We start from the raw sequence: 13,510 nt of genomic DNA, 5'->3' as shown, positions 1-13,510 counted from the left end.
TTAATTCTCAATATATTTTTTTATCTCTTCAAAACCGGTATTATCTAAACTGCTTATTTTAAATACCCTCTCAGCACCCGCCATCTTCAATATTTCTTCTAATATAGCAATATCACCGCTTTTTCTGCAAAGATCCATTTTAGTTATTATACCTATAAGCGGTTTGGCAAACATACCCGCAAAACTAGGCGGAAATACAACATTTAAATTTGTACACTCCTGAAAAATAGCTATGACATCACAATCTGCTGAAAGAACTGAAATTGCACTATAGAGTCTATTTTCTATATATTCACCCGGTGTATCCATAAATGCACCATTTAAAAATTCTGGAGTCTGAGTTTTTTTATAACTTATTTTCTCCCCTGACATAGCTTGACAAAAAGTAGTTTTCCCAGAACCCGTTTTTCCTATTAGCAATAAAGTTTTCATAACAACTCCCCTATGATTTAGTTATATCGGCTACAGAAAATTTAAGTACCTTGCTCAATAAATTGAGCACTTCTCGAAGAGCAGATTCCACACTGGAAACATCTCCAGTTATAACTAAAGATCCACTGAATCTATCTACAAATCCAATATATACCTGTGCTGCCTTAGTAGCCACATCTGCTGCTATAATTGCAGCTTCACTGGGAGTTATAGTAAGTATCCCTATTGCATTCATATTTTCATTTATCAGTCCAAGCTTTCTGTATAAATCCCTATTGGGATTTGCTATTACATGTGCCAGTGTAACTTGTTTACCCGGAACATATTCTTGTATTACCCTTTGTTTTTTTTCCATAGATTATCACCACAAATACCTTTATAAATATTAAAAAATATGTCTTTTGTACACTACTCCTATGTGTAAATTTTACAATTGAAATGAATATTTGTCAATTCCCATATTTTCTAATCATAAATATCCTTAAATAATTTTTTTACAGCCTCTACCTGCGGTTTTCTAGGATTTGTACCGGTGGTTTTATCTTCAATAGCCACTTTAGCCAATTCTTCCAGATTGTCATTGAATTCTTTTTCAGGTACTCCTAATTGTTTAAGTGAATCAGGAATATTTAAATCTCTAAGAAGATCTTTTATAGCCTCAATTAAATTCCTGACCGCCTGCCTTACACTGCTGGAAGGTACACCAATTATGTTTGCCAGGTATGCATACTTTTCAGCTGTCTTCATATACTCACCTGAATTAAATTCCTCGATGTCCGCATTATATTCTATAACATGGGGCAATATTACAGCATTGCTCCTTCCATGAGATATATGATATCTAGCACCAATGGTATGGGCCATGCCATGGTTTAACCCCAATGCAGCATTATTAAATGCCATTCCTGCCATGCAGGAAGCATTATGCATCTTTTTTCTGGCCTCTAAATCATTTCCATTCCTATATGCTTTCAAAAGATTTTCAAAAACAAGTTTTACAGCTTTCTCTGCCAAAGCATCGGTAAAATCATTGGCATTAATGGACACGTAGGATTCTATGGCATGAGTCAATACATCCATTCCGGTATCTGCAGTAACAAAATCTGGAACTGTCTTCACTAAATCCGCATCCAATATGGCCTCATCAGGTAATAATTCCTCTGCTACAAGTGTAGATTTTATATTATTTTTTTTATCTGTTATAACCGAAAAATCAGTGACTTCTGAACCAGTGCCACTAGTAGTAGGTATAGCTATAAATTTTATTTTTTTATTTTCTCTGGATTTATTTAATTTAGAAATAAAATATTTTATGGCTTTCGCCGAATCTATAGCGGAGCCCCCTCCCAAGGCTATTATAATACTTGAATTGAACTTTATCATATTCTCTACACCTCTTACCACTATATCTGTGGAAGGATCTGGAGTTATATCTGAAAATACCTGATATTCAGATTGAGTTTTTGCCAATTCTCCAGTTACCATATTTATAGTACCTGATTTGACCATAAATGGATCTGTAACTATAAATATTCTCTCATTTTTAAATTTGCTTAATCTCTGTAAAGAATGATCTCCAAAATGTACTTGAGTTTGAACTTTAAAATCACCCATAATTTTCCTCCTTCTATACAACAACAGTTTCTATTGTAACTTATAACTACATCTACATTAAAAATGATATTATAATAATTATATACATTAATATGCAAAATATAAAGACATATTATTCTGCTATATTAAAATTATTTACATATTAAACTAAGATTCAAATTACGGGTAAGTTGCCAGCTTTTCATCAAGTGATTCCAAGGTTTAAACGAGGAGAAACTTGCAGACAAGTTTTTTATCCCAACCTAGGAACCACCTCTACAATAATAAATTTCAAAAACTATTTTTCTATTACAACCACAGGTTTAATTAAATCCTTAGGTTTATCTTTCATTAGCAAAAGTGCTTTCTCTATATTTTCAAAACCGCTATAAACATGGGTAACAAGTTTGCTTATATCAACCCGTCCATATCTTACAAGATCTATTAACCTTTGGACCCTAAGTCTTCCTCCAGGACAAAGCCCTCCTCTTATGGTTTTATGAGCCATTCCACATCCCCATGCTTCACGGGGTACAGGCAAAAAATCTCCCTTCCCATGATAATTTACATTGGAAACCACTCCTCCGGGTTTAACCATAGTTATAGCTTGTGCTAAAGTGTCAACATTTCCTCCAGCTATAATCACACGATCAACGCCCTTTCCATGGGTCAAGCTCATGATCTGTTCAACTATATCTCCTTCTTTGTAGCTTATTATATCAGTTGCCCCATAACTCCTGGCAACCTCAACACAAACCGGTCTAGTTCCAACACCTATAAGTCTTCCTGCTCCACGCAGCCTGGCTCCTGCCACAGCCATCAGCCCCACCGGTCCTATACCTATAACTACCACACTCTGTCCTAATTCTATCTCAGCCAATTCTGCACCATGAAAACCCGTAGTCATCATGTCAGTTATCATAACTGCGCTCTCTACAGGTATTTCATCTGGTAAAATTTCAAGATTGGCATCTGCTTCATTTACATGAAAATAATCTGCAAAAACTCCATCTTTAAAATTGGAATATTTCCACCCAGCAAGCATTCCTCCTGAATGTTGAGGATATCCTGACTGAGATTCCAATGTCCCCCAATCCGGTGTTGTACATGGCACTATTACTCTGTCACCTGGTTTGAAATCTTTGACCATATTTCCTATTTCAACTACTTTTCCCACTGCCTCATGTCCTAGAATCATATTGCTTCTCTCTCCAAGTGCCCCTTCAAATACAGTATGAATATCAGAAGTGCATGGTGATACAGCCAATGGAGACACTATGGCATCATATGGGCCTGCTTTTGGTGCATCTTTTTCAACCCATCCTACTTTACCTGGACCTATCATTGCAAAACCTTTCATAAAATAAAAACCTCCTAACTTACAAAATATTGTACTGTTATCTTAGAGCAAAATCCGTTCCAATAATTCTCACTAAATTACAATATGAGAAATTTTCAAATTAAAGAAAAGCCTATTTACAATAATAAAGCGACTAAAATGGCGCTTATAAATTATTTAAAATAGGTTAAATTTTTAATTATTTTTTTGCAAATCAAATTCTCTCAAAAATAAGATTGTTGTTAAATGCTACAATATTTATTCAATTACTGTTTTATTTTACAACATTGTTGTTTTTTTATACATTATTTCAATTTCAAGTCCATAAAAATTTGATAAATATTTATCATCTAATTTTTATATCAAACTTCCTTATTTTAGTATATAAGGTACTTCTATTTATTTTTAAAATTTTAGCAGCTTTGGTAATATTGAAATTACATTTATGCAGGCAATCTACTATGGCTATTTTGTCCCATTGATCTAGAGAATACATATCATACTCAAAATTCTCCTCCTTACAACTTATTTGTGTTTCACGAAAATCCGAGTCCTTAAATTCAAAAGAGGTATTCCCATTCATATTTACAATATTTTCAATGCAATTCTCAAGTTCTCTTACATTTCCGGGCCAATTGTAATTTAAAATCTTCTGATATAATTCAGGGTTTATCTTTGGTATAGGCTTTTTCAATTTCAGGGACTTAACCTTTAAAAAATGATTGATGAGAATTTTCACATCATTCCCTCTATCTCTAAGAGGAGGAACATACAGCGGAATCACACTTAATCTATAATACAGATCCTCCCTAAAATTTCCCCTTTCCACTTCTTGTTTTAAGTCCTTATTAGTTGCTGCAATAATTCTCACATCCACAGCTATGCACCTGTTTCCACCAATCCTTGTAACACACCCTTCTTGAAGTACCCTAAGCAAATTAACCTGCATGTCCAGAGGCATTTCACCTATTTCATCCAAAAATAATGTTCCTCCATCTGAAAGCTCAAATTTACCAGCACGTCCACCCTTTCTAGCCCCTGTAAAAGCACCTTCTTCGTACCCAAACAATTCACTTTCTATTAAATTTTCAGGTATTGCACCACAATTTACAACTACAAAAGGATAGTTTTTTCTTTTACTTCCATTATGAATTGACTGGGCAATAAGCTCTTTTCCAGTTCCACTCTCACCCTGGATTAAAACTGTAGATGGACTATCTGCCACCTCCTTCGACTGCTCTATCAATTTGAGTACTATATCGCTTTCACCTATCAGATCATCAAAGGTATAAGTTGCTGTCTTACCTATGTATTTGTTTACAAGATTATATACCTTATTCATATTTCTAAACATGGCTACCATTCCTATTACAGCACCATTTCGATCTCTTATAGGATACACATTCAGATTAAGCCTTTGTTTCTTATCTTCATGTGAATATATTATCTCTCTATTTTCATATAATCTACCTTCTTTTAATTCTTTAAATATATATACCCAATTATTTAAAATACTGTCTATGTTCTCACCAACAACTTCCTTCTTTACATATAGAAGTTCGCAGGCACTGTTATTTATGGCTCTTATTTTACCATTATTATCCACAGCAATAATTCCTGAATTAATAGAATTTATAACCTTGTCCATATATTGATGTGCCTGAAATAATTCATACTGGGTTTTTTCCACCTTTAACTGGTTTTCTACATATCGTACTGACGCAGCTACAAGCCCTAGAGTATGAGGGTGTTCTAACTGGCGTCTCCCTGTAAGATTTAAACATCCTATTACATTACCCTTTACATCATGAATAATATCCGCAGAACAAGTCCAGGTATAATATGTAGTTATAAAGTGTTCTTCTCCCGATATTTGAACAGCACAATCTTCATAAAGAGCAACACCTATTGCATTAGTGCCTGTACTTCTTTCACTCATGTCAGCCCCTTCTACAATTCCCATTTTTTTCTCATCCTCTATTACATCCTTATCGCCTATAATCGTAAGCACAATGCCATTTTTATCTATAAGATACAGCGAAAATCCTGAATCTTTTAAAAATTTATATAGCACTTTCATAAAGGGAACAGCAATTTTTATAAGTTTTTCATTTTCTCTAAGCACTGTATGAAATTCTTCATTTTTAAGTATTCTCGTAGGGAAAACCCTATCTTTATCTATCCCGTATTGAATACACCTTTTATGAGATTCTAATATCTCTTCATTGATGTGAAAAATAATAACACCTCCTTTGCATCAAAAGATTAGGATCCATAACCGTGTTCTCATATTATAGATTGATCATACCATAAATCAAAAAAAAAGGCGATCCATCACACCACCTATGGAGGTGGAAGATTTCTCGCCAATTGATGTTAAAATATAAATTCAGTGCAGCGGGAGAGCCAGCAATAAAATATTTGAACTTTATTTTTCAAAGAAAAGTTTTATGTCATCTTCTACTGATCCTATGCCTGCAATTCCAAAATTCTCAACCAATACATTAGCTACATTTTCGGAAAGAAATGCAGGAAGAGTAGGGCCAAGATGAATATTTTTCACGCCAAGATACAACAGTGCCAGCAGAACTATTACGGCTTTCTGCTCATACCATGCAATATTATATACAATAGGAAGATCATTTATATCCTCAAGTCCAAAAACTTCTTTCAATTTCAATGCAATCACTGCCAATGAATAGGAATCGTTGCATTGTCCTGCATCAAGTACACGGGGAATTCCCCCAATATCGCCCAGCTGAAGCTTGTTGTATTTATATTTCGCACATCCTGCTGTAAGAATAATTGCATCTTTTGGCAGTGCTTTTGCAAAATCAGTATAATAATTTCTGGACCTGGCTCTTCCGTCACATCCTGCCATAACAACAAATTTTTTAATAGCACCTGATTTTACTGCATCCACAATTTTATCTGCCAATGCAAGAACCTGATTATGTGCAAATCCCCCTATAATTTCACCACTTTCTATTTCAACAGGAGGCGCACACTTTTTGGCATGTTCAATAATCTGGGAAAAATCTTTTTCTTCTCCTACTTCACCTTTAATATGCTTACACCCTGGAAATCCTGCTGCACCAGTAGTGTAAAGTCTATCCTTATAGCTAGCTTTAGGCGGCACTATACAATTGCTGGTCATAAGAATAGGTCCATTAAAGCTCTCAAATTCTTCTTTTTGCTTCCACCACGCATTTCCATAGTTTCCTGCAAAATGAGAATACTTCTTGAATGCTGGATAATAATGAGCTGGAAGCATTTCAGAATGGGTATACACATCAACGCCAGTTCCCTCTGTCTGTTTTAGAAGCATCTCCAGATCCCTAAGATCATGTCCCGAAATCAATATACCAGGATTGTTTCTTACTCCTATATTTACTTTTGTAATTTCAGGATTGCCATAGGAAGATGTATTTGCCTTATCCAAAAGTTCCATGACATTAACGCCATATTTCCCAGTTTCAAGTGTCAATGCCACTAGATCATCCACACCCAAAGTATCATCTAATGTTTTTGCCAATGCCCTCTGCAAAAACGCATCAACTTCCTCATTGTCTTTCAAAAGCGCATTTGCATGCTTGCTATAGGCTGATAGGCCTTTTAAACCATAGGTAATCAATTCACGCAGACTTCTTATATCTTCATTCTTTGTTGAAAGAACTCCAACACCAGCTGCCTTTAACGCAAATTCATGTCTATTGGAACTGTACCAGGCTGCTGCTTCTGGAAGATCATTTTTATTGTCCAGCTGTTTTAACAGTTCTTCTTTCTTTTCCAGAGTTTCAAGAATTCTTGAAACTATCATATCTTCATCAAAGTTAGCATTTGTTATTGTTGTAAACATATTGGATGTCACCAAATGATTTATTTCACTACTCACTTTTTTTCCTTCAGCACGCAGTGCTGTAGTAACTGCAGATATCCCTTTTGTCACATATACAAGCAAATCCTGCATAGCTGCTACCTCAGGTTTTTTGCCGCATACTCCCACCTTAGTACAGCCTGTACATCCTGCTGTTTCCTGACATTGATAACAAAACATTTTATTTACCATGATTATGTTCCTCCTTCTGATCTTTTTATTTCTTTCGATAAATCTATATTAGCAGGAGTCCTTAAGAAATTCCGTAACATAGGTTACATGAATTTAACATTTTATATGTAATATTTAATTTTGTAACTATATAACAGTTATAACCATACTATTAAATTAAGAGTAAAAAATGGGAGTTATATGTATGTACAATTATAATAGCTTTAGATTTGAAAATGAAATGGAACCTTTTGAAGAGCTTTACTGCCCTTACTGCCAATTTTGCACTTTTTTATATCCTGCACAGATGACAAGACAACAGAATAAACTTCCTCCTGGTCCTCCTCCAATTAGCGCCCCCGCAAAACAAAAATCAAATTTAAAATCCGGGCCTCAATTAAAAGCAGTTGATCCTACTTCTTTAAGACCTTGTACATTTAAATATGTTTATATCTGGCCGAAAAGAGGAAATCCTTTCTGGGCCTGGATAATCAACGTAGGCAGGAGATCTGTTTCCGGATACAGGTGGTATAGAGGTAGATGGGCATACTTCGGAATGGATTTAAAACAAATAGAAAGTTTTATATGCTACTAACTACAAAGAAGCTGTTACGAAATAAATTTGAAATAGCAATTTAGATAAATAAATATCTTGAAAAAACAAAAAATGCGTTTGAAAAAGGCTTAATAGTCCTAATTTAAACCGCATTTTTTGTATATTATTTTCTTGCAGGACTATTTTTCAATAGTCCCTAAACCAATTTTAAACCTAATTAGCCTTAGAATTAGCTTCTAATTCTCTAAAACCACGCCCACTTGTTACTGCCGGTAATGATACAGCTACGAAAAATCCTATGATCAAAAATACTCCTAAAGTCCACATTCCTGCAACAGCATTATTGTATCTAGTCATCAACGCTCCCACAACATACGGTCCTACAAAGCCGCCCAGATTTCCAATAGCATTTATAACTCCACGGCAGCCTCCTGCCACATCTGCAGAAAATAACATTGGAGGCATAGTCCAGAATGGTCCATTTCCAGCTTCATAAAATGCACCACATCCTATCATAAATGCATAGGATACCCATACATATTTGCCAAATTGTACAGAACATATCAGGCATACGCCGAATAACAACATGGGAATTGCAGTCGACATCTTGGAATTATGTGTTTTATCACTTATATTACCGAATACCCACAATCCAACCATACCTGCAACGAAAGGAAACATTGAAAGAAATCCTATACCCGTTATTCCCGTTTTACTAATTGACTTAAGTAACGTAGGCAGCCATAAAGTAAAACCATAAACTCCTATTTGATAGCAGAAGTACACAATACTTAATTTAACCATGTTTATATTTCTCAATGCCTGTCCAAAAGTAAGTTTTGCTGCTACATTTTTATCCATGGCAGCTTTTTCCTCTGCAAGCTTTGAATCGATGTAATCCTTTTCCTCTTTGCTAAGCCATTTTGCATTCTCAGGACGATCCGTAATAAGAGGCAGCCAACAAAGCATTAATAATAATGCCAATATTCCTTCACCTATAAACAAAAGACGCCAGCTGCTCAATACAATTAGCCAACTGGAAATAGGCCCAGTTATCATATTTGCCACAGCAAGATTCATGATAAAGAAAGCATTTGCTCTTCCTCTCTCTTCCATTGGAAACCAGTGAGTAATAATAACCAGTATGGCAGGCCAAACTCCACCTTCAGCAACTCCTAAACAAAATCTTAAAATCAAAAGCTGTGTTGAATTATGAACAAACCCCTCTACAATAGCAAATATACTCCAGGCAATTATTGAAAAACTAATAAATTTTTTTGCACTTCCGTGTTCTGCCATGTTCCCGCCTGGAATTTGCAAAACCATGTAGCCGATAAAGAAAATACCAGAGGCAAGTCCACTCATGGAAGCTGTCAAATTCAAAGCTTCACTCATGCCACCTGCAATGGCAAAACTTATATTGGTACGATCCATAAATGCAACAATATAAACCAGTATACAAACCGGAATAATATGTGTCCAACGCCTTTTTGGAATTTTCTTAACTTCTGTTTCCATATCTCCATCCTCCTAATTATTAAATTAATTATATAAATGAGCAGAACAGTAAAATTGTATTTATTTACTCCATTTCTGTTACATGTTATAATTATGATGGACAGCTGAAAATCCTATTTTATACTATAGTATAGTTATTAATTCATTTATAGATACCCCATATCACTATCTAAGAAAGTGATATGAATTAGCTGTCAGTTATTATTGAGAGAGAGTTTTTCCTATCCCCGACTAATAAATAGGAAAAAACAAACTCTCTTTCTGTCTATTTTCAAATGTTCATCATTTTGTGTAATAACATGTAATTTACTTGAGTCTTTCACTTTTTACACAATTCTGCTCATTTATTATCTAAAATTTATTTTGCCAGCTTTTTATATATATCCAGTCTTTCTCTTGCGTCTCTTTCCGTTATTGTGTACATTTCATCTGCTTTATCAGGTAATATTTTTTTCAATGAAGCATATCTAACCTCACCTAATAAGAAATTTTTAAAGTCTCCATCTGGCTCTTTAGAATCCAATATAAAAGGATTTTTTCCTTCAGCCTTTAATGCTGGATTAAATCTATAAAGTGGCCAATACCCACATTCTACAGCTCTTTTCCCCTCTTCCTGACTTTTGTTCATTCCACATTTCAATCCGTGATTGATGCATGGTGCATATGCAATTATAAGTGATGGACCTTCATATGCTTCTGCCTCTCTTATAGCTTTAAGTGTCTGATTCTTATCAGCACCCATACAGATCTGAGCAACATATACATACCCATAGGTCATTGCCATAAGCCCAAGATCTTTCTTTTTCGTTCTCTTTCCTCCCGAAGCAAACTTTGCAATAGCCGATGATGGAGTTGCTTTAGAAGATTGTCCTCCTGTATTTGAATAAACTTCCGTATCCACTACAAGTACATTTACATCCTCACCTGTGGCCAATACGTGATCAAGGCCCCCATATCCTATATCGTAAGCCCATCCATCTCCACCAAATAACCATTGTGATTTCTTAATGAAGAAATCGCTTAAATTAAACAATTCTTTAGTAAGATCATTTTTATATTTTTCCTTTTCAAGCAGCGGCATGATTTTAGATTTTGCTGCTTTAGATTCTGAAGCACTGTTCATATTTTTTATCCATTCTCTCAGTGCTACTTTCAATTCACTGGAAATATCAGATTCCATAGCTTTCTCAGCAATATTTTTCATTTTTTCTCTTGTCTGGTTGATACCCACATACATTCCATAGCCATATTCAGCATTATCCTCAAATAATGACATAGCCCATGCAGGTCCATGGCCTTCAGCATTGACAGTATATGGAGTAGAGGGAGTAGACCCTGACCATGCTGAAGAGCAGCCAGAGGCATTAGCTATAAGCATTCTATCTCCAAATAACTGCGTTATGAGTTTCATATACGGAGTCTCACCACATCCGCCGCAGGCACCGCTAAATTCAAGCAGCGGCTGTTCAAATTGACTTCCTTTAACAGTATCAGTGCCTATAGGATTCTTAACTGGAAGTTTAATTGCATAATCAAACTTTTCCTGTTCACAAGTCTGCGTATCTATTGGTTTCATGACAAGGGCATCACGAGGGCATACATCTGCACAGCTGCCGCATCCTGTACAATCAAGGGCACTCACAGCCATAGAAAACTTATATCCATCAAATTTCTTTCCACCCTTAGCATCCATAAATTTCATTCCCTTTGGAGCACGTTGTACTTCACCTTCATCCAATAATATCGGCCTAATTACTGCATGTGAGCATACATATGAACATTGATTACACTGTATGCATCTTTCAGGCTGCCATTCTGGAACATTTACAGCAACTCCCCTTTTCTCATATGCCGCAGCTCCATTTTGAAAAGTTCCATCCTCCATTCCAACGAAGGAACTCACCGGAAGCAGATCTCCTTCTTGTCTGTTCATAACATCCACTATATTTTTTATATAATCTGGTCTATCAGATTCCGTCTTTTCCTCCATTTTAGCATCAGCCCAGCTTTTAGGTACATTTATTCTGACAATAAATTCTGCTCCACTATCCACTGCTTTTTGATTCATCCTAACTACATTTTCACCTTTTCTTCCATATATATCAGCTATGGCTTCTTTGAGATACCTAGTTGCATCTTCTACAGGTATGATTTTAGCAAGTGTAAAAAATGCCGACTGCATTATCATGTTGATTCTTCCGCCAAGTCCTATTTCCTGTGCTATCTTCACAGCATTTACGGTATAGAATTTAATATTGTGTTCTGCAATATATTTTTTCATTGCCGCTGGTAATTTTTCATCAACTTCGTTTCCATCCCAAATTGTATTTAAAAGGAATGTACCTCCGTCCTTGATGCCGTCAAGAACATTATATTTATATACGTATGCCTGATTATGGCAGGCCACATAATCCGCTGAATTTATCAGATAAGTAGATTTTATAGGTTTCTTACCAAACCTCAAATGAGAAATTGTAATTCCTCCTGATTTCTTAGAATCATAGGAAAAATATCCTTGAACATACATATCCGTATGATCCCCTATAATCTTAATGGCACTTTTATTAGCTCCAACAGTTCCGTCTGAACCAAGTCCCCAAAATTTACACTGCTTTGTTCCTTCTGGAACCGTTGATAAATGTCTTGTAATCGGAAGTGATGTATGTGTCACATCATCCACAATACCAATTGTAAAACCATTCTTTGGAGAATCATCTCTTAAACTATCATACACAGCTGCAATCTGCGAAGACGTCGTATCTTTCGAACCGAGACCATATCGTCCTCCAACAATTATCATATCTCTATTTTTCCTAAAATAAGCATTTGTTACGTCAGTGTACAATGGTTCCCCAAGTGAACCAGCTTCCTTTGTTCTATCTAATACAGCTATTTTTTTAACTGTCTCAGGTATATATTTGAAGAAATGTTTTAATGAAAAAGGCCTATATAAGTGAACTTTAAGAACTCCTACTTTTTCCCCATTGTTATTTAGATAATCTACAGTTTCTTCTATAGTATCGCAGACTGAGCCCATTGCTATGATCATCCTATCGGCTTCAGGAGATCCATAGTAATTGAACAAATGATAATCAGTTCCTATAAGTGAATTTATTTGCTGCATGTAGTCTTCAACTATCTCAGGTAACCTCAAATAGTATTTATTCGAAGCTTCCTTCTGTTGAAAAAAGATATCTGGATTTTGAGTAGTTCCCCTCGTTACAGGATGTTCTGGATTCAAAGCATTTTTCTGAAACTTTCTCAGTGCTTCATAGTCTACCATTTTTGCCAGATCATCATAATCCCATATTCTAATTTTCTGAATTTCATGTGATGTTCTAAAGCCATCAAAAAAACTCAAAAATGGTATTCTCCCTTTAATGGCAGAGAGATGTGCGACTGGTGAAAGATCCATAACTTCCTGAACTCCACCTTCAGCCAAAAGTGCAAAACCCGTTTGTCTTGTAGCCATGACATCTCCATGATCCCCAAATATACTCAAAGCATGACTGGACAAAGTTCTAGCGCTAACATGAAATACACCTGGCAGCAATTCTCCTGCTATCTTGTACATATTTGGAATCATCAGCAACAATCCCTGCGAAGCTGTAAAAGTGCTGGAAAGAGATCCCGATTGAAGTGCACCGTGAACTGCGCCTGAGGCCCCTCCTTCTGACTGCATTTCTACAATCTTCACTCTTTGTCCAAATATATTTTTTCTCCCCTGCACAGACCATTCGTCAATATATTCTGCCATTGGTGACGATGGTGTAATAGGATATATCGCTGCTGTTTCAGTAAAAGCATATGCTACATGAGCAGCAGCAGCATTACCATCCATAGTTTTCCATTTTATTTTATTTAGACTCATTATGCTTCACTTCTTTCTATATTTTATGGATTGGTTTTGTTAATAAGTCTATATTATTCTATTCTAGCAATTGATTTCGCTAATTTCTTTTTATCTCCCAAATTCTCCTGTCTAGCTATCATTATTCTCTGTGCCTGAGGTGAACCTGCCCCG

9 protein-coding genes are annotated in these 13,510 nt (G+C 35.6%); 1 reads left to right on the top strand and 8 read right to left on the bottom strand.

The genetic code is table 11. The features are described from left to right. The 6 genes from eutP to hcp form a co-directional block, all read right to left on the bottom strand. Positions 1–432 (bottom strand): EutP/PduV family microcompartment system protein, encoded by a 432-nt coding sequence (gene eutP, locus ACFHWD_RS17605; RefSeq protein WP_150358312.1) that lies wholly within the window; start codon positions 430–432, stop codon positions 1–3. A gap of 10 nt (positions 433–442) precedes the next feature. Then, positions 443–787, bottom strand: coding sequence for an ethanolamine utilization microcompartment protein EutS (eutS, locus tag ACFHWD_RS17600; RefSeq protein WP_150358311.1), 345 nt, complete (start codon positions 785–787; stop codon positions 443–445). Between the two features lie 110 nt (positions 788–897). Continuing rightward, on the bottom strand, positions 898–2,046 hold the full coding sequence (locus ACFHWD_RS17595) for a 1-propanol dehydrogenase PduQ (RefSeq protein WP_179978383.1): 1,149 nt from the start codon (positions 2,044–2,046) through the stop codon (positions 898–900). Between the two features lie 277 nt (positions 2,047–2,323). Next, positions 2,324–3,385: an NAD(P)-dependent alcohol dehydrogenase gene (locus ACFHWD_RS17590; protein WP_179978382.1), complete on the bottom strand. Its 1,062-nt coding sequence runs from the start codon at positions 3,383–3,385 to the stop codon at positions 2,324–2,326. A gap of 325 nt (positions 3,386–3,710) precedes the next feature. Beyond that, positions 3,711–5,603, bottom strand: a complete 1,893-nt coding sequence (locus ACFHWD_RS17585) for a sigma-54-dependent Fis family transcriptional regulator (RefSeq protein ID WP_150358308.1) — start codon at positions 5,601–5,603, stop codon at positions 3,711–3,713. A 189-nt stretch (positions 5,604–5,792) separates the two neighbouring features. Continuing rightward, on the bottom strand, positions 5,793–7,433 hold the full coding sequence (hcp, locus tag ACFHWD_RS17580) for a hydroxylamine reductase (protein WP_150358307.1): 1,641 nt from the start codon (positions 7,431–7,433) through the stop codon (positions 5,793–5,795). 184 nt (positions 7,434–7,617) lie between these two features. Here hcp and ACFHWD_RS17575 point away from each other — a divergent pair, with 184 nt between their 5' ends. After that, positions 7,618–8,007 (top strand): hypothetical protein, encoded by a 390-nt coding sequence (locus ACFHWD_RS17575; RefSeq protein WP_150358306.1) that lies wholly within the window; start codon positions 7,618–7,620, stop codon positions 8,005–8,007. Between the two features lie 174 nt (positions 8,008–8,181). Here the strand turns inward: ACFHWD_RS17575 and ACFHWD_RS17570 are convergent, their stop codons facing one another. Next, entirely contained in the window at positions 8,182–9,486 is a 1,305-nt protein-coding gene (locus tag ACFHWD_RS17570) for an MFS transporter (RefSeq protein ID WP_150358305.1), read from the bottom strand. A gap of 358 nt (positions 9,487–9,844) precedes the next feature. Further along, complete coding sequence (nifJ, locus tag ACFHWD_RS17565; RefSeq protein ID WP_150358304.1) at positions 9,845–13,357, bottom strand: pyruvate:ferredoxin (flavodoxin) oxidoreductase; 3,513 nt, start codon at positions 13,355–13,357, stop codon at positions 9,845–9,847. Between the last annotated feature and the right edge of the window lie 153 nt (positions 13,358–13,510).

This window comes from Clostridium sp. MT-14 (assembly GCF_042436595.1).
GTDB classification, from domain to species: Bacteria; Bacillota; Clostridia; order Clostridiales; family Clostridiaceae; genus Clostridium_B; species Clostridium_B aromativorans.
Note: the sequence above shows the minus strand (reverse complement) of the source record. Positions and strands in the feature narration are given on the sequence as shown.